The sequence below is a fragment of the Nitrosovibrio tenuis genome (genome assembly GCF_900109785.1).
In the GTDB taxonomy this organism is placed as follows: domain Bacteria; phylum Pseudomonadota; class Gammaproteobacteria; order Burkholderiales; family Nitrosomonadaceae; genus Nitrosospira; species Nitrosospira tenuis_A.
In genome coordinates, this window is the sequence record NZ_FOBH01000012.1 from 15113 (window position 1) to 34311 (window position 19199).

The 19199-nt window shown below is 54.2% G+C and carries 13 protein-coding genes; 10 read left to right on the forward strand and 3 right to left on the reverse strand.

Going from position 1 to position 19199, the window contains the following annotated elements:
- Nucleotides 1-63: 63 nt before the first annotated feature.
- The 4 genes from nuoL (at nt 64) to BMX00_RS12175 (ending at nt 6112) form a co-directional block, all read left to right on the forward strand.
- Nucleotides 64-2016, forward strand: a complete 1953-nt coding sequence (gene nuoL / locus BMX00_RS12160; protein WP_090829293.1) for an NADH-quinone oxidoreductase subunit L — start codon at nt 64-66, stop codon at nt 2014-2016.
- A gap of 75 nt (nt 2017-2091) precedes the next feature.
- Nucleotides 2092-3576, forward strand: coding sequence for an NADH-quinone oxidoreductase subunit M (locus BMX00_RS12165; protein ID WP_090829294.1), 1485 nt, complete (start codon nt 2092-2094; stop codon nt 3574-3576).
- 44 nt (nt 3577-3620) lie between these two features.
- Nucleotides 3621-5069 (forward strand): NADH-quinone oxidoreductase subunit NuoN, encoded by a 1449-nt coding sequence (nuoN, locus tag BMX00_RS12170; protein WP_090829295.1) that lies wholly within the window; start codon nt 3621-3623, stop codon nt 5067-5069.
- 488 nt (nt 5070-5557) lie between these two features.
- Nucleotides 5558-6112, forward strand: a complete 555-nt coding sequence (locus BMX00_RS12175; protein WP_090829333.1) for an SRPBCC family protein — start codon at nt 5558-5560, stop codon at nt 6110-6112.
- A gap of 336 nt (nt 6113-6448) precedes the next feature.
- On the opposite strand, the gene BMX00_RS12180 is transcribed toward BMX00_RS12175, so the two are convergent.
- Complete coding sequence (locus BMX00_RS12180; protein WP_090829334.1) at nt 6449-7558, reverse strand: PQQ-dependent sugar dehydrogenase; 1110 nt, start codon at nt 7556-7558, stop codon at nt 6449-6451.
- 162 nt (nt 7559-7720) lie between these two features.
- Between BMX00_RS12180 and htpG the strand changes: the two genes are divergently transcribed.
- Nucleotides 7721-9646 carry a molecular chaperone HtpG gene (gene htpG / locus BMX00_RS12185; protein ID WP_090829296.1) on the forward strand — a complete coding sequence of 642 codons (1926 nt, stop codon included), beginning with the start codon at nt 7721-7723 and terminating at the stop codon, nt 9644-9646.
- An 84-nt stretch (nt 9647-9730) separates the two neighbouring features.
- Here htpG and nhaR read toward each other — a convergent pair whose 3' ends face one another.
- Entirely contained in the window at nt 9731-10639 is a 909-nt protein-coding gene (gene nhaR / locus BMX00_RS12190) for a transcriptional activator NhaR (RefSeq protein WP_090829297.1), read from the reverse strand.
- 300 nt (nt 10640-10939) lie between these two features.
- Between nhaR and BMX00_RS12195 the strand changes: the two genes are divergently transcribed.
- The 5 genes from BMX00_RS12195 (at nt 10940) to slmA (ending at nt 18424) form a co-directional block, all read left to right on the forward strand.
- Nucleotides 10940-12373 carry a TolC family protein gene (locus BMX00_RS12195; protein ID WP_090829298.1) on the forward strand — a complete coding sequence of 478 codons (1434 nt, stop codon included), beginning with the start codon at nt 10940-10942 and terminating at the stop codon, nt 12371-12373.
- Nucleotides 12370-13533 (forward strand): efflux RND transporter periplasmic adaptor subunit, encoded by a 1164-nt coding sequence (locus BMX00_RS12200; RefSeq protein WP_090829299.1) that lies wholly within the window; start codon nt 12370-12372, stop codon nt 13531-13533. The genes BMX00_RS12195 and BMX00_RS12200 overlap by 4 nt, the downstream gene beginning before the upstream one ends.
- A 3-nt stretch (nt 13534-13536) precedes the next feature.
- Nucleotides 13537-16722 carry an efflux RND transporter permease subunit gene (locus BMX00_RS12205; protein ID WP_090829300.1) on the forward strand — a complete coding sequence of 1062 codons (3186 nt, stop codon included), beginning with the start codon at nt 13537-13539 and terminating at the stop codon, nt 16720-16722.
- A gap of 95 nt (nt 16723-16817) precedes the next feature.
- Nucleotides 16818-17705 carry an acetylglutamate kinase gene (gene argB / locus BMX00_RS12210; RefSeq protein WP_090829301.1) on the forward strand — a complete coding sequence of 296 codons (888 nt, stop codon included), beginning with the start codon at nt 16818-16820 and terminating at the stop codon, nt 17703-17705.
- A gap of 74 nt (nt 17706-17779) precedes the next feature.
- Nucleotides 17780-18424: a nucleoid occlusion factor SlmA gene (gene slmA / locus BMX00_RS12215; RefSeq protein WP_090829302.1), complete on the forward strand. Its 645-nt coding sequence runs from the start codon at nt 17780-17782 to the stop codon at nt 18422-18424.
- Here the strand turns inward: slmA and BMX00_RS12220 are convergent.
- Nucleotides 18417-19193 (reverse strand): HesA/MoeB/ThiF family protein, encoded by a 777-nt coding sequence (locus BMX00_RS12220; RefSeq protein ID WP_090829303.1) that lies wholly within the window; start codon nt 19191-19193, stop codon nt 18417-18419. The genes slmA and BMX00_RS12220 overlap by 8 nt on opposite strands.
- Between the last annotated feature and the right edge of the window lie 6 nt (nt 19194-19199).

Genomic DNA, 19199 nt, shown 5'->3' on the forward strand with positions numbered 1-19199 from the left:
ATAAAGCGGGTGCAAGCCCGAACGTGATAGCGAGCGGGTTAAGAAAAAGAAAAGCCGGATTTTATGACTGAGATGCAAAAACTTTATCTGTTGGTGCCGCTGGCGCCCCTGGCGGGCGCGCTTATAGCCGGATTGTTTGGCCGCCTGATCGGGCCGGCCTGGAGCCATCGCGCCACCATAGCGTTAATGCTTGTGTGCGTTGCCGCATCCGTTACCGTCTTTATGGATGTGCTGAAAGGCAATGTCTATAACGGCACCGTTTACACCTGGATGACCTCCGGCGATACTCGGTTCGAGGTTGGATTTCTGATCGATCAGCTCACGGCCACGATGATGGTAGTGGTCAGCTTCGTTTCGCTGATGGTTCATATCTACACCATCGGTTACATGCATGGTGATCCCGGCTATCAGCGTTTTTTCAGCTATATCTCGCTTTTCACCTTCTCGATGCTGATGCTGGTGATGTCCAATAACTTCCTTCAGCTTTTCTTCGGCTGGGAGGCGGTAGGGCTGGTTTCGTATCTGCTTATTGGTTTCTGGTACACCCGGCCCACCGCAATTTACGCGAACTTGAAGGCGTTCCTGGTCAATCGCGTGGGTGATTTCGGTTTTCTTCTCGGTATCGGTTTGGTACTGACGTATTTTGGCACGCTGGATTACGCGGCGGTATTCGCCCAGGCTCCACAGGCCGCAGCGCAGACCATCGAAATCATACCCGGCTCGCGGTGGGAGTTATTGTCGCCGATCTGTATCCTCCTGTTTGTTGGCGCGATGGGTAAATCCGCACAGTTTCCCCTGCACGTATGGCTGCCCGACTCGATGGAGGGGCCAACCCCCATCTCCGCCCTGATTCACGCCGCTACTATGGTAACGGCGGGAATTTTCATGGTCGCCCGCATGTCTCCATTGTTCGAGTTAAGCGAGGCGGCCCTGTCGGTGATACTCGTGATCGGCGGCATCACGACGCTATTCATGGCGCTGGTAGCGGTTGTGCAGAACGACATCAAGCGCGTCGTGGCATATTCGACGCTATCCCAGCTGGGTTACATGACGGTGGCGCTGGGCGCCTCGGCTTATTCCGCTGGCATTTTCCATCTGATGACGCATGCTTTTTTCAAGGCGGTGCTGTTTCTGGGCGCGGGCTCTGTCATTATCGCCATGCATCACGAGCAGGACATGCGGAAAATGGGCGGGCTCAAGAAATATATGCCCGTTACATACTGGACGATGTTTATCGCGGCGCTGGCAAGTGCCGGTGTTCCCGGTTTCTCCGGTTTCTTTTCCAAGGATGCCATTATTGAAGCGGTACACTTCGCTACCCTTCCCGGCGCGGGCTTTGCTTATTTCTGCGCGGTGACCACAGTCTTCGTCACCGCTTTTTACACATTCCGACTGCTGTTCATGACTTTCCATGGCAAGCCTCGAATGGATCATCATACCGAAGAGCATCTGCATGAATCGCCCTGGGTCGTGACATTGCCCCTCGTCATCCTGGCAACGGCTTCCATCGGCGCGGGCTGGCTGATCGAGCCCATGCTGTTCGGAGGCTATTTCGGTAATGCCATACACATTTTGCCCCAGCATGAGGCAATCGCAAAAATGGCGGCGGAGTTTCATGGCATAGGCGGAATGATGGCGCATGCCTTCACGACTTTGCCGTTCTGGTTCTCGGCGGGCGGCATTTTCGCCGCATGGTATTTATACATGGTTAGAACTAATTTGCCGGCGAGAATCAGGCAAGCCGCCGGCCCGCTCTATACCATCCTCGATCGCAAATATTTCATCGATGAATTGTACTCATGGCTCTTTGCGGGGGGTGCGCTCGCCGTCGGACGCGGGTTGTGGAAATACGGGGATGTGATAGTGATTGATGGATTTTTCGTCAACGGCTCGGCGCGTGTGGTGGCCGCAACCGCGATGTTGATGCGGCGCTTCCAGTCCGGCTATATCTATCACTATGCGTTTACCATGATCGTCGGCGTATTTGTATTGATGAGCGTATGGTTGTTCGTGTAAGACAACAATAAAAAGCAATATTATCGAAAGTGCGGCATTGGCGTCTTCATGCCCGAAGAATAAAACGGAATAAACATGTTGTTTGGCTTTCCCCTATTAAGTCTGGTCATCTGGTTGCCTATTCTTGCCGGTGTGGGCGTATTGGCAACCGGCGGCGATCGTAATGCCCAGACGGCACGATGGATCGCGCTTGCGGGAGCGGTAGCGGGCTTCCTGGTGGCGATTCCGCTTTACACGCGCTTCGACCCGTTGACGAACGCCATGCAGTTCGTCGAATACAGCCCTTGGATCGAGCACTTCAACATACACTACCATCTGGGCATCGATGGCATTGCCATGCCACTGATTCTGCTCAATTGCTTTACCACTCCCCTGGTTGTAATCGCCGGTTGGCAGGTGATAAGCAAGCGGGTATCCCAATATATGGGCGCGTTTCTTATTATGTCCGGGATCGTGAACGGTGTGTTCTCGTCACTCGATGCGATTCTGTTCTATATCTTCTGGGAAGCATCCCTGATCCCGATGTTCCTCATTGTCGGCGTGTGGGGTGGGCCCAACCGCGTGTATGCGGCCATCAAGTTTTTCCTTTACACGCTGCTGGGTTCCCTGCTCATGCTGGTCGCGTTCATTTATCTGTATCAGGTTTCCGGTGGCAGTTTTTCGATATTGGATTATCACAGGCTGCCGCTGCCGCTTGCGCCGCAAATACTGATATTTATCGCTTTCCTGCTGGCTTTTGCGGTAAAAGTGCCAATGTGGCCGGTTCACACCTGGCTGCCGGACGCCCACGTGGAGGCGCCGACCGGCGGATCGGTGGTGCTGGCGGCAATCCTGCTGAAACTCGGCGGTTACGGCTTCCTGCGTTTCTCGCTTCCCATCGTGCCGGATGCGAGCCATTATCTGTCGGACATAATGATCGCGCTATCCCTGGTCGCGGTCGTGTATATAGGATTCATCGCCCTCGTGCAGGCGGACATGAAAAAGCTCATCGCTTATTCATCGGTATCACACATGGGGTTCGTCACGCTCGGCTTCTTCCTGTTCAATGCATACGGGGTGGAAGGCGCGATGGTGCAGATGATCTCGCACGGGTTTATCTCCGGCGCAATGTTCCTGTGCGTGGGGGTAATGTATGACAGGCTGCATTCACGGCAGATTGCCGATTATGGCGGTGTGGCCAATAAAATGCCTGTCTTCGCGGCATTTTTCATGCTGTTTGCCATGGCAAACTCGGGATTGCCCGGTACCAGTGGTTTCGTCGGGGAATTCATCGTCATCATGGCTGCCATCAAAGTAAATTTCTGGTATGGGTTTTTTGCCGGCATCACGCTGATCACCGGGGCTGCCTACACGCTCTGGATGTACAAGCGCGTGGTATTTGGCGCGGTGGCGCACCCCAGCGTCGAGGAGATGAACGACATCAATGGACGTGAGATTCTGGTACTCGCAATTCTGGCACTGGCGGTACTGTGGATGGGCCTTTATCCGCTGCCATTAATGGAAGTCATGCATACCACAGTGGATGATTTGCTGGCGCACGTCGCTCGCAGCAAATTGTAGCGTAATGGAATAAATGAGCTGAGCCTGCCTGTCCGAGGATGATAATGAATTTTTTGCAGCCTGATTTCGCCCCTGCCTATCCAGAGATATTTCTGTTGCTGATGGTTTGCGTGGTGTTATTGGCCGATCTCGCCTGGGGTGAGGAAAAACCTCATCTTGCTTATCTGCTTTCGCAGTTTGCGCTGCTCGGCTGTGTGCTGATTACGTTCGCGACCTCGGCGCCAGGCGTGGTGTATACATTCTCCGGCATGTTCGTGGATGATGCCCTGGCCGACATACTGAAGATGATGGTATATGTCACGGTGTCCGTAGTGCTGGTGTATTCGCGAACCTATATTTCCACGCGTGGCATGCTCAACGGGGAATTCTTCAGCCTGGCGTTGTTTGCGACGCTCGGCATGATGGTCATGATTTCCGCAAGCCATTTTCTGACACTCTACCTGGGGCTGGAACTTCTGTCGCTGTCACTTTATGCCATGGTTGCACTGCGGCGCGATTCGGTAGGGGCTACCGAGGCCGCAATCAAGTTTTTTGTCCTTGGCGCGCTGGCTTCGGGTTTTTTGCTTTATGGCATGTCCATGATATATGGGGCGACCGGGTCCCTTAATATTGCACGCGTAACCGAAGTGATTCAGACCGGCGCCATGAGCCACACCGTATTGGTAGTGGGAGTGGTGTTCATTGTTGCCGGCATCAGTTTCAAGCTGAGTGCGGCGCCGTTTCACATGTGGGCTCCCGATGTATATGAGGGCGCATCCACCGCGGTTGTATTATTTATAGGCTCCGCGCCCAAACTAGCTGCTTTCGGCTTTATCATGCGTTTGCTCGCGGAAGGCTTGGGGTCTATGGTGGCCGATTGGCAGGGAATGCTTATTATTCTGGCAGTCATGTCGATGCTGATCGGCAATATTGCCGCTATTGCCCAGACCAATATCAAGCGCATGCTGGCGTATTCCACGATCTCCCACATGGGTTTCGTACTGCTCGGCGTTTTAAGCGGCGACGGGAATGGATACAGCTCATCAATGTTTTACGTAGTAGTTTATGTGCTGATGACTCTGGGCACCTTTGGCATGATCATGCTTTTGTCACGAGCGGGCTTCGAGGCCGATAAGCTGGAGGACTTCAAAGGGCTCAACCGGCGTAATCCCTGGTATGCTTTTATCATGTTGCTGCTGATGTTTTCGATGGCCGGCATTCCACCAACCGTAGGCATTTACGCAAAACTTTCGGTGCTGCAGGCCGTGCTCAATGCGGGATACATCTGGCTGGCGGTAGTGGCGGTCCTGCTTTCCCTGATCGGCGTGTTTTATTATCTTCGCATCGTTAAACTGATGTATTTCGACGAACCTGAGACCGATGCACTTATTTTGCCCCAGGGCGACGTTAAACTGCTGCTAAGCGCGAACGGTCTGGCGGTGCTTGCTTTTGGATTTTTTCCCCAGGCGCTGATGGCCTGGTGCGCATACGCCATTCGACACTCATCCATATAGGCGTATTGCGTCGTTCCCGGCGGATGCGGCGATGCAGCTCCTAGCCGATGGGTTGGGGTAAAGTAGGCGCCGCCTCGTTCGAAGCTCACACTTCCAGGCCAGGGCCTCGCCCCTCGCCCCGCGTCTTTCTCTCCTAAGTTCAGGTAGTCCAGCGGATACATAAAAGAGCTGAGCAGGCCGGAAGAATGCAAAAGTGTTCCAGAAACTTATCGATTGAGTTCCTCCAAGGCTGGCGATTGCGAGTAATGTTTCCTGGAAGTGTTGGCCTGAATTAAGTCAGACGCGATTTCACATACAGTGCCGGATTTCATCCCAACTGAATCGTGCTCCAAGGACCAAAATGTGCCAGTAGCGATCATTCGGGTAAGGGTGAAAAACTGGTAGCATGAAACTCACGTGTTTGAAGACGAAAAATTGAGAGCACCTCACTCTTCTGTCTGCCAATGAGAAAAACTTCCTTCTTGCTACTCATGTGGTCGGTGCTATTTATGACGGCGGCACTTGCAGATCCACGGCAGGATAAGGATATTGACGTTAAGGTGCACATCGCAGGGGAAAGCGTTATTGTTGACGTAACCTTTGCTGTTCCGGCCACCCGACAGGAAGTCTGGGTCGTGCTGACTGACTTTGAACACATGGCTGATTTTGTCTCCAACCTGAAGGAGAGCAAGGTAGTCAGTACTTCGGGAAACACGCTGAAGATTTTCCAGCGCGGCACTGCAACGTACGGCCCGATCAGTTTTCCCTTTGAGTCAACACGGGAAATACGGTTGATCCCGTTCGAGAAAATCCGTTCGCATATGATCAGTGGCAACATGCGCATGATGGACGGAACGACGCAGTTGATCGATGAAGGTGGGCAAACTCGGATTATCTATCATACCGATACCATTCAAGAGCGCTGGATTCCTCCAATAATAGGAAAGGTTTTCATCGAGCATGAAATTCGGAAGCAATTCCATGAAATGCGGAATGAAATAATCAAGAGAAAACGGGCCTCCGCTTCTTCGACACCAACCCGAAGCTCGGCGCGCGGAATTTGATGATACTTTCCTGCTGGTCGAGCGGGAAAAGGTGAATCTTGGACGTCCGTTATGTGCCACGAGCAGACATTGGTTAAATGCAAGGTTTGGGGCGGATAAATAAGCACGTAGCTATCGGTTATTACATATATGCTGACCGATAAATCCTGGGAAATATCGTATAATTAATAGTTTACAGCGGATATGTGCTTCTCCTATTTTAATAGGATGGGTCGGTAGTCCGTATAAAATAACTATGGTTCAACAAACCTATACTCTCTCCCAGATGGACAACTACCAAGCTCCGAAACCTGGGAAAACCTACATAAGTCCCCTGGAGCACCTGTTCCGCAGGTTCTAAGGTTTCTTGTAGCTGATGCGATATATCGCCCCCGCGAAATCGTCGGAAACCAGCAACGCCCCGTCGGGCATAACCAGCACATCGACGGGCCTGCCCCACGCGTTTTCATTTTCCAGCCAGCCTTCCGCGAACACCTCCTGTTTGACCACCTTGCTGTTCTTTAGCCGCACGAGCTTGACGCGGTAGCCGATCTTGTTTCGGCGATTCCAGGAGCCATGTTCGGCAACAAAAATATTATTTTGGTATTCTTTGGGAAACATTTTACCGGTGTAGAAGCGCATGCCCAAGGCGGCCACATGAGGCTCGAATTTGGCTTCGGGTGGCGTAGTCTTGCTGCAATCGCGTTTTGCGCCGAATTTGGGGTCGGGGATATCGCTGCCATGGCAATACGGATAACCAAAATGCATGCCTTTGCGCGGTGCGCGGTTGAGTTCATCAGGAGGAAGGTTGTCACCCATCCAATCTCTGCCGTTATCGGTGAACCATAATTCCTTTGTTTCAGGATGCCAATCGAAACCTACCGTATTCCTCACCCCCTGCGCGTAGACCTCATGGCCTGTTCCATCCGGCTTCATACGCGAGATCAATGCAAAAGTCTCGGGCGGAGGTTCGCATATATTGCAGGGTGCGCCGACGGGTGCATACAGCAGACCATCGGGCCCAAAAGCGATGAATTTTCCACCGTGATGCTTCTCGGCTGGGTAAATATCGCTTACGACTACCGGCTTTCCGGGCTGATCCAGCTTTCCTTCGATGTCATCGAAACGCAGTATGCGGTTGACTGCGGAGACATATAGTGCCCCATCCTTGAATGCCACGCCTATCGGCAGAGTGAGTCCCTCGGCGATGGTTCTAACCTGGCGTTTTCCATCGGTTTCCGTTATGGCGTACACCTTGCCTTCAGACATGGAACCGGCAAATACAGTACCGTTTTTTCCAACTGCCAACTCTCGCGCGTTGGGTACCTCCGCCCATAGCTCAATCGAAAAACCGGCAGGGAGTTTAATTTTTTCCAGTGGCAGCGGACCAGATTGCGCAGAAGCGGGCGATACGAAATTAAGCAGGCCGATCGCGGCAAAGCGGATGAGGATTTTCATAGGGGACATATCATTGATGTGAAACCGGTTTATAGGCCATGCATAAATCGAATGGATAAAAATGGATAAGAATGGGAACACGATCGCATTTTCCTCTATTTTCCTCTGTAACCTACCTTGAAAATTTCCAATCCGCCCTTACTATTTTATCCGGATCTTTTAGGAGGAAACATGCAAGCCACAACTACGAAAGAACACTTAAGTTTTCAAACTGAAGTCAAGCAATTGCTCAAGCTGATGATTCATTCCTTGTATAGCAACAAGGAAATTTTTTTGCGCGAGCTGATTTCCAACGCATCCGATGCGGCCGATAAGTTGCGCTTCGAGGCGTTAACCGATGGAGCACTGTACGAATCCGATTCAGACCTGAAGATCCGCGTGAGCTACGACACGAAGGAGCGGACCATTACCATTGCCGATAATGGGATCGGTATGTCACGGCAAGAGGTGATCGATCATATAGGTACGATTGCGAAGTCAGGCACTCGCGAATTCTTCAGTTCGTTAACCGGCGATCAGGCCAAGGATGCGCACCTGATCGGGCAGTTCGGCGTTGGCTTCTATTCAGCGTTTATCGCCGCCGACAAGGTGACGCTCATCACGCGCCGCGCGGGGTTGACGCCCGAGCATGGCGTTCGCTGGGAGTCCCAGGGCGAGGGCGATTATACGCTTGAGACAGTGGAGAAAACAGACCGGGGCACTCAAGTTACGTTACATCTGCGCGAGGGCGAGGATGATCTGCTGAACGGCTGGCGGCTGCGAGCCATCATTCGCAAGTATTCCGACCACATCACGCTCCCGATCGTGATGAAAAAAGAGGAATGGTCGCAAGAAAAGAACGAGAATACGATCACCGGCGAAGACGAAACTGTCAATCAGGCGAGCGCACTCTGGGCGCGGCCTAAAAGCGAGATCACTCCGGAACAGTATGAGGAATTTTACAAGCACGTCGCACATGATTTCGAACCACCACTGGCCTACGTGCACGCCAGGGTGGAAGGCAAGCAGGAATATACCCAGTTACTCTATGTCCCCTCCAAAGCGCCCTTTGACTTGTTTGACCGCGAGCAGCGCCACGGCATCAAGCTCTATGTGCGGCGGGTATTCATCATGGATGACGCCAAACAATTGCTCCCGAACTATTTGCGTTTCGTGCGCGGAGTGATTGATTCCAACGATTTACCCCTGAACGTTTCGCGTGAAATATTGCAGGAATCGAAGGATATCGATGCCATACGCGCGGGCGCAGTGAAGAAGGTGTTGGGATTATTGGAAGATCTGGCTCAAAGTGAGCAGGAGGAGGAGAAGGCCAAATACAAGACCTTCTGGAAGGAATTTGGCCAAGTGATGAAGGAAGGAGTCGGCGAAGATTACGCTAACCGCGAACGCATAGCGAAGCTGTTACGTTTCGTTTCAACTCACACCGGGTCGGACGAGCAGACCGTGTCGCTGGCCGATTATATCGGCCGTATGAAAGAAGGGCAGGACAAGATTTATTTTATTACCGCCGATAGCCTCAAGGCGGCAAGGAGCAGTCCACACCTCGAAATTTTCCGCAAGAAAGGCATTGAAGTCTTATTGCTGTCCGATCGCGTAGACGAGTGGCTGGTTGCGCATCTGACCGAGTTTGAAGGCAAGCACCTGCAATCCGTGGCAAAAGGCAGTCTTGACCTGGGCAAGTTGGAGGATGAGGCAGAGAAGAAGGAGCAGGACAAGGAAGCAGATGAATACAAGGAGCTTACTGAAAAAATAAAGGGCGTTCTCGGAGAACAGGTGAAGGACGTTCGTGTAACGTTGCGCCTTACAGAATCTCCGGCGTGTCTTGTAGCGGATAGCCATGACATGAGCGGAAATTTGGAGCGATTGCTTAAGTCGGCCGGGCAGAAAGTGAACCATAGCAAGCCCATCCTGGAAATCAACCCTTATCATCCCATGATACAGCGCTTGAAATACGAACAGGAGCACTTCGCCGACTGGAGCCATATCCTGTTCGATCAGGCATTATTGGCGGAAGGAGGCCAGCTTGATGATCCAGCCAGTTTCGTCAAAAGAATCAACGAGTTGCTATTCCTTACGCCTGTATCTGCAAATGAATAAGAAGCGGCGGATAACGGGTGGGGAACGAGGGCGAAGAAGGAGCGAAACACGACAAGATATATTTTCATCTTGTCGGGGCAGACATTAACGCGCATACAGGTTGCCGAACAGTTCCTTTTGGGCAGCGTCATTGATGGCAACGACGGCTGGGTGCGTCAACCGCCGTTCCATTGAAATAGCATAGAACTGCTCGGTGACCTCGTCTGTTTGGCCGATAACGATAGCGCCATGCTCGCGCCGCACTTCGTCGGCTATTACGGACGGCGCAATAAAAATACCGGTGCCGGCCTGCCCGAAAGCCTGCATGAGCGCGCTATCGTCGAATTCCCCCACGATGCGCGGCCGGATCTGATGAATATCGAACCAGCGCATGAGTGGCGCTCGCACAGCCGCCTCCTTGCCCGGGATGAGCAACGGCGCGACATCCAGGATGCCGGGCCATTTCTCGCTGAATTGAGCCGCAAGCCGTGGCTCGGCAAAAAATGTAATGCCGCACTCGCCGAGTTTATGGCTGTAGCCTTTTACGTTGGTTCCGGCCGGCATGGGCCGGTCAGCGAGTACCAGATCAAGCCGCTGGATCGCCAGTTCCACCAATAAACGCGCAAGCTTGTCTTCCCGGCAGACGATGCGCACTGGCTCGGCAAGTTCCATCGCCGGGGTTAGCAGGCGGTAGGCGATCGATTTGGGGACGGCATCGTCGACTCCCACGCGGAACTGAATGGATCGGCTTTCGGGCCGGTTGCGCAGGGCCTCTTCCAGCTCACTGCCTATCTGAAAAACCTCGTCAGCGTAAGATAGCGCGAGCCGGCCAGTTTCAGTCAGCTCAAGACGCCTGCCGACGCGCAAGAAAAGCGCGACGCCAAGCGCCTCTTCCAACAGGCCAATTTGGCCGCTCAAGGTTTGTGGCGTAAGATTCAATCGCTCGCTTGCACGAATAATGCTGCCGGCCTTGGCGACCGCCCAGAAATAGTGCAGCTGCTTATAGTTGAGCATCGGGCTTCCCCACTTTATTTTTATAATTCGGAAAAACCGATTATACCATCAGCGAGATATGGCTTTTCTTGATGCAAATTCTCATTTAAACTCATCAAAACATTAGCACCGATGGCTCTTTTGGAAGGGCTAGGGTGTTGTGGCTTCTCGATATTTGACAACTTTTGTGGTTACGGCGGTCATGTGCCTCTTCTAGCCTCTCCTTCTCACCGCCCTTACCAAATCCGAGCTATATGTATGAGTTTTCAGATCATTCCCGGCGATCGAAGTAAGCAACTCGGGAATATATCAAGGTAGTACATGCAAACAGCAACTCTCTGCCGGGTTTTACTGAGCCAAATCCTCCTTTTGCCATTTGGGGCTGGCTTAGCTCAACAAACTACGACTATACCGATAATCACCGCACCACCCGTTGCACCACCGGTTTCTGAACTCGGGCCCGCTGTACCTTTTACCTTTTCGCCTTCGCCTCCTTCTCAACGCGCCACCAAGCCCGGCGAAATTCCGCCCATTGCCATACCGGGTGCTTCTCCCCCCGCTCCGGTATCGCCTGGCGCGCTCTCCATCGAGGACCTGCAGCGATTGGGATTGCGGGCCAACGGCCTCGTGCGTGCAGCGCAATCCCAGGTGGATGCTGCCGAGGCGGGTGTGATCGGCGCCGCAGCCTACCCTAATCCGCAAGTGACGGTGGCGGGCGGCCCTCAGCACGCGCGCGTTCCTGCCGGATTGCCAGCCAACTATCATCGTCAGGTAACGGTCGCCCAGACCATCGAAAATCCATTCTTACGAAGTGCGCGTATCGGGTCCGCCGAAGCGGGGGTGGATGCCAGTCGCGCAGGCTTTGATCAGGTACGCGCGGACCTGGCGGCGCAATTGCGGGTACGTGCATATGAGCTGTTACTGCGCCAGGAAATAGCGCGCATGGAAGGCAGTGTTGTCGACCTGATGGAGGAGGTGAGACGGCGTATCAAGGTCGGTGTGGGAGTCGGCGAGACGGCGCGTTTCGAGTTGGTCCGAGCCGATGCGGAAGTATTAAACGCAGCCAGCCGAAAAGAGGCAGCACTGCTCAATGCACAACGGGCCCGGGTCGCGCTGATGCAGTTTACCGCAGGCGGCTTAAAGCCTGATTTCGAGATAAACGCTTCCCTGTTCGATCCAGTCAACCTGCCTGCGCTTGAGGAATTGCGTCAGGAGGTTCCGGCTGTCAACCCGGATGTGTTGCGTTTGCAAGCTGAATCGGACCGGGCTCGTCTGCGAATCGATCAGGAACGCGCTACGGTACTGCCTTCGATGCAGGTCTTGTACAGCAATTTTCAGGAATTCCAATATACCTCCAATCTGGTGGGGTTGAACGTAACCATTCCTATTTTTTATCGCCGCCGCGGCGAAATCGACGCCGCAGTTGCGGAATCCGCGCGAGTGCGGGAGACGCTGGAATATCGCCGGTATGAAATTGGCCAATTGCTCGAATCGGCCTGGCAGGCCTTGCAGATTGCGAAGCGCAGGGTGGAGATGTTCGAGGGAGGGATAATCAAGGAGGCCGAGTCGGCGCTGCGTATTGCCGAAGCTGCTTATCGTTTCGGGGAGCGCGGCCTGATCGATGTACTGGATACTCAGCGTGTGTTGCGGGGAATACTGGCAGACTCATTGCAGGCACGTTTTGATTTACAGGCGGCCGCCGCCGAAATCGACCGCCTGCGCGCATATTATCCCAAGGAGCAACCGCTCGAATGAAGTCTAAAAAATTGATCACGGGTTGCATTTTAATTCTCGCCTCATTTATAGCTGCGTGCAATGGCGGGGAGCAACCGGCGTCCCAAAAAGAGGAGGGTGCGCAACAGGAGCCGGTCGATGTAAACGTCGTTATCCTCGATCGTGACAAAATGCAGCGCATCAGGATCGGAAAACCCACGCTGGTCAATCTCGCCGATAAGCTGCAGGTGCCCAGCCAGGTCGAGGTGGACGAGCACCGGCTCGTCCGCGTGGGCGCCAATGTCACCGGCCGCATTGTCGAGGTCTATGCCATGCTGGGAGACAACGTTGGCGCCGGAGACCCCTTGGCTCGCCTGGCGAGCCCTGAGTTGACACAGGCGCAATTGGCTTATCTGCGCGCGTCATCACGGACCAAGCTGGCCGAAAAAGCAGCCGAGCGCGCTCATCATTTGCTTGCTGCCGACGTTATCGCTGTCGCTGAAGTGGAACGGCGCGAATCGGAGTTGCAGGTAGCCCGTGCCGAGCTGGGCGCCGCAATGGATCAGTTGCGCCTGCTGGGGGTGGATAGCGGTGCGTTGAAGGAGTTGGCAAAAGAGGGCCATATCATCCCGTCAGTTGCGATCAAGTCGTCGAAGGGTGGAATCGTCATCGAGCGAAATGTCGCCATCGGCCAGGTGGTACAGCCCTCCGATCAGTTATTTCAGATAGCTGATCTTTCCTCGGTATGGGTAATCGGTGATGTTCCGGAGCAAATTGCCGGCAATGTGCGCGTCGGGCAACATGTGGAAATCCACGTTCCGGCATTGGGTGATATGAGTTTCGACGGCCTCATCATTTTCGTGGCGGATACGGTCAACCCCTTGACTCGCACCGTAATGGTGCGGACAGTGGTGGAAAATCCCCAGCGCAAGCTCAAGCCTTCGATGCTTGCCACCATGCACATCACCGATAATCCGGCTAAAAGCCTGGTTGTGCCGGAAGGCGCCGTGGTTCGGGAAGGTAACCAGGATTATGTATTTCTCGCTCAGGGCGACAACCGATTTCTCCGTGTGCCTGTCGAGCTGGGTCCCGAAGTGGCCGACATGCGTCCAATACTGAAGGGGCTTACCATCGATCAAAGCATCGTGGTCGACGGAGCCTTTCATCTGGACAACGAGCGCAAGCTCGCCGAGATGGGTTAGGCGATGCTTGCGGCAATTGTACGCACCATGCTCAGGCAGCGCCTGCTCGTGGTGGTCGTCGCGCTGGCGCTTTGCGTCGCCGGCATCTTTGCGGCGCAGAAGCTGACTGTCGACGCGTTCCCCGATGTAACCAATATTCAGGTGCAGGTCGCCACCGAGGCGATAGGCCGGAGTCCCGAGGAGATTGAGCGGCTGGTCACGGTTCCGGTCGAAATCGCCATGACCGGTTTGCCAGGGCTCGTGGAGATGCGCTCCCTGAACAAGAGCGGTCTGTCGATCATTACTCTGGTGTTTACCGATCGGACCGACGTGTACTTCGCTCGTCAGCTGGTGATGGAACGGCTGATTGAGGTATCCAACAGAATGCCTCCTGGCATCAGACCAGTGCTCGGGCCCGTGTCCACGGGTTTGGGCGAAGTATACCAATACACCCTCGACCATCCCAGTGATGGTCAGCGCGCGCTCACTGTCGAGGAGCTGACCGAGCGTCGAACGGTGCAAGACTGGGTCGTGCGGCCGATGCTGCGCTCGATCCAGGGAGTGGCGGAAATCAATTCCATTGGTGGGTTCGCCAAGCAGTACCACGTGCTCGTCAATCCGAACCGGCTGCGCCACTACGACCTCACCCTGGCGCAGGTTGACCGTGCTATTGCCAGCAACAACGCGAATGCGAGCGGCAATATCCTGACGATGCATGCGGAGCAGTACCTGATCCGTGGCGTGGGCTTGATCCGTACGCTGGAAGATATCAGCAATATCGTCATTAAAGAAGTGGACGGGGTGCCGGTGTTCGTCCGTGACGTGGCTGAGGTCAAGTTCGGCACCGAGGTGCGCCAGGGTGCCAGCATCAAGGATGGCTATACCGAAGCGGTCGCGGGCATAGTAATGATGTTGCGCGGCGGAAATGCCAAAGAGATAGTCGGGCGGGTAAAGGAAAAAGTTGCCGAGATCAACGAGCGCAAGCTGTTGCCGGGAGGGCTCCAGATCGTGCCTTTTTATGACCGTACCGTCATGGTGGATGCCGCGCTGGAGTCGGTATACCGCGTGTTGATCGAGGCCATGATCTTCGTAATTCTGGTAATGGTCGTCCTGCTGGGTAACTTGCGCGTGAGCCTGGTCGTGTGTGCGACACTCGTCATCACGCCGCTGGTCACTTTTATGATCATGAACTATCTGGGGATTCCAGCCAATCTGATGTCGCTAGGCGGCCTGACAATAGCCATCGGGCTGATGGTGGACCCTACTGTGGTGGTGGTTGAAAATATCTTCCTACGTCTGAGCCATGCGCACGGCACGGGCGAGCCAAAGATCGAGACCATTGCGAAGGCGGCAGCCGAGGTGGGTTCCCCGGTTATTTATGGCATTATCATCATCGTCCTGGTATTCCTGCCGCTGATGACGCTGCAAGGCATGGAAGGCAAGATGTTCAGTCCGCTTGCTGTCACCATCTCCATCGCACTTATGGTGGCGCTGGTTGTTTCGGTACTGTTGTCGCCGGTGCTGTGCGACTACGGCCTGAAGGGCGGCAGCGAGGAGGATACCAAAATCGTGGTCTTCCTCAAGGCTCTTTACCTGCGCCTGCTTTATTTAGCATTAAGGAACCCGAAGGGTACCGCGTTGGTGTCAATAGGCTCTCTTTTGCTGGCGGTAGGTTTGTATCCCTTGCTAGGTAAATCCTTCATTCCGATTATGAGGGAGGGCGCGGTAACGCCCGTGATCATCCGTGTACCCTCGATTTCGCTGGACGAATCGATCAAACTGGAAACTGAGGCAATGAAAATGATCGCCGAGTTGCCGGGCGTGCAAGGTGTGGTATCCAAGCTCGGCCGTGGTGAATCGCCTGCCGATCCGGCGTCACAGAACGAGTCGGATCCCATCGTGAACCTGGACCCGGAATCCGGCCGCACTCAGGAAGAGATCGAAGAGGATATCCGCAAGCGTCTCGCGATCCTGCCCGGTGTTCAGATTGTATTGTCGCAGCCCATTGCACAGCGCGTGGACGAGATGGTGACCGGAGTGCGCTCACAGCTCGCCATAAAAATTTTCGGCGATGACCTGGAAGAGTTGCGCAAGCTGTCGGAACAGGTGGCACGTATTGTAAAATCCGTGCGCGGTGCGCGAGATCTGCGCATCGAGCGGTTGTCCGGACAGCATTCGCTGACCATTGACATCGACCGCCGCGCCATCGCTCGCCACGGGCTCAATGTTGCAGACGTGAACGAGCTCATCGAAACCGCTATTGGCGGCAAGGCAGTCACCCAGGTATTCGAGGGCGAGCGGCGCTTTACGCTCCTCCTGCGTTTTCCAGAGCAGTTCCGTCATGACGTCGAGGCTATCCGCGATCTTCTGCTGCGCCCGCCCGGCACGGCTGGCCCGGGTGGCGCTCTTGCCCGCGGCGGTATGCTGGTGCCGCTGAGCGCGGTGGCGGATATCAAGGTTATCGATGGTCCGGCGCAAGTTTCGCGCGAATTTGCCAAACGCCGCGTGGTGGTTGGCGCCAATGTGCATAACCGGGACTTGGGCGGATTCGTTGCCGAAATACAGGAGCGCCTGGCGAAGGAAGTCAAGCTGCCGACCGGATACTATTTTGTGTGGGGGGGACAATTTGAGAATATGGAGCGCGCTATGGCGACACTCGGAGTGGTTGTACCCATTACCTTTTCCGCAATCTTCTTCCTGTTGTTCATGTTGTTCGGTTCGGTCAAGCTTGCCACGCTCATCTTTCTGGCCTTGCCATTCGCGTCTGTCGGTGGTGTTATCGGTCTTTTCATCACTGGCGAATATCTATCGGTACCCGCGACGGTAGGTTTCATCGCGGTGTGGGGCGTTGCAATATTGAACGGCGTGGTATTGATTTCCTTTATCAAGGAATTGCGAGAGCAGGGGTTGAGCGTCGACGAAGCGGTAAAACACAGTTGCGAGGCGCGGTTCCGTCCCGTATTGATAACTGCCGCGGCTACGATACTGGGTCTGGCGCCATTCCTGATTGCTACCGGCCTCGGCTCCGAAGTGCAGAAGCCGCTAGCCATCGTGGTGATCTGTGGACTGATCACAGCGACCGTGATGACGAAAGTGGTGGTGCCCATGTTGTACCGCTATTTCGACCCATTACCTGATGTGCCTAACAATAGCATTCCCAGGACGACTGGCGTTTCCGCTCCGGGCCTGGATGCGCAGGGTAAGATTTAGGAGGAATTCCAGCCTCGAGCACGCGCTCAAGAATAAGGGTTTTTCCGCGCCTGCGATCTCAAATAAGCTAATTAAAAGTTCATAGCGAATAATTTATGCCTTTATCCTCGTCGACCGCAAAAGATAAAGCCAGAATCCTGGCTGAAGCGCTGCCCTACATCCGTCGTTTTCATGGCAAAACCATTGTCATTAAATATGGCGGCAATGCCATGATCGAGAAAAACCTCAAACAGGGCTTCGCCCGCGATGTGGTATTGTTGAAACTGGTGGGAATGAACCCGGTAATTGTTCATGGCGGCGGTCCCCAGATTGACGATATGCTGAAACGGATCGGCAAGCATGGCGAGTTCATCCAGGGAATGCGCGTGACCGACGCGGAAACAATGAATGTGGTGGAAATGGTGCTGGGGGGCGTGGTCAATAAAGAAATTGTCAATCTCATCAATCAGCAAGGAGGCTTGGCGGTAGGCCTGACAGGTAAGGACGGCAATTTTATTTGCGCAAAAAAAATGCTTATGCAAAACAAGGAAAATGCCGGTGAATGGATCGATATCGGCCAGGTTGGGGAAATCGAAAGCATCAATCCGGCGCTGATTGAGCACCTTGAAACACGCGATTTCATTCCGGTGATTGCTCCCATTGGGGTGGGTAAAAATGGCGAATCCTACAATATCAATGCCGATTTGGTGGCGGGCGAACTGGCCAGGGTATTGTGCGCGGAGAAACTGGTCCTGCTTACCAATACGCCCGGCGTACTCGACAGGAATGGCAATTTGCTTACCGGACTGACGGCGCAGAGGGTGGACGAGTTGGTGGCCGATGGCACCATTTCGGGAGGCATGATACCCAAAATCAGTTCAGCGTTGGATGCGGTCAAACGGGGGGTCAAATCCTGTCATATTGTCGATGGACGCGTGGAGCACGGGTTGCTCCTGGAAGTGCTGACGGATGAGGGTGTCGGAACCCTGATCAAAGCGAACTGAAGCAGGCGCCAGTACGGGTACATGCATGGTTGTTATTAATATCGGAACGGCAGAATTAGCGAGCTGAGAAATCCATGCCAGGCAGACCCGGCGAAAGAAAAGACCAAATCCTGCAAGTTCTGGCAGAAATGCTGGAAAGTCCCCGAGCGGAAAAAATCACCACGGCGGCGCTGGCGGCCAAGCTCGGTGTTTCCGAGGCCGCGCTCTACCGGCACTTCGCCAGCAAGGCTCAGATGTTCGAGGGATTGATCGAATTCATCGAAAAAACCCTGTTCTGCCTCATCAACAAGCTGACGGGCGAAGAGAAAAGCGGCATCAAACAGGTCGAAGGCATCGTATCGTTATTACTCGGTTTCGCGAAGAAAAACCCAGGCATGACACGGGTACTGATCGGGGATGCGCTGGTGAACGAGAATGATCGTCTGCAAATACGCATCAATCAACTGCATGACCGCCTTGAGGCGACATTGAAACAAGTGCTGCGCTTCGCAGCCAGCGAGAAGGAACTCGCGGCAGATATGGATGTTTCAGCTCAGGCAAACCTGCTGATGTGTTACGTAGCGGGTCGCTGGCACCAGTTTGCGAAAAGCGGCTTCAAGCGCGATCCGATGGAATATTGGGAAGCCCAGAGCGGGCAGTTGTTCCTGCGCGAGGCGTTCACGCACGCTGCTTCGGCGTCTGACCGAAATGTCGAGGTGCCCAATTATCCGGTTATTTAGGGTATTCGGCCGTTTCTTCAGCCATCGGTCCGCAGACCCTGCAGGATGCATCCTTATTCAGCGTTACTGAACGCCACCTCATAGTCAGCCCGTCGAGCAACAGCAAACGGCCATTCAGCGTTTGTCCAATATTCAGCAGAATTTTTAACGTTTCAGTAGCCTGCACACATCCGACAATTCCCACCAGGGGAGCAAATACGCCCATCACTGCACAGCGCATGTCCTGATCTTCCCCGTCAGCGGGAAACAGGCAGTGATAGCAAGGGCTGTGTGCATGGCGCAGGTCGAATACGGCCACCTGTCCATCGAAGCGCACTACCGCGCCCGATATCAGCGGCTTCTTCAGGATGGTACAGACACGATTGATGGCGTATCGGGTGGGGAAGTTATCGCTGGCATCGACCACGGCATCGGCGTCCGTCGCCAATGCAAGTAACCGCTCCTCGTCCATACGCTCGTTCAGCGCCATCACCTCAACTTCGGGATTGAGGCCCCCAAGGTTTTTTTTTGCGGAATCTGCCTTAGGTATGCCAACGCGATCGGTGCTGTGGGCGATTTGCCGCTGAAGGTTGGTCAGGTCAACCTTGTCATTGTCGCAAATGGTCAGTCTACCTACACCGCTTGCAGCAAGGTATATTGCGGCGGGAGAGCCCAAGCCACCGGCGCCGACTATCAGCACATGTGATCTAAGTAAAGCTTGCTGCCCCTGTATGCCGATTTGGGGCAACAGGATATGCCGGCTGTAGCGCAGCAGCTGTTTGTCGTTCATTGTAGC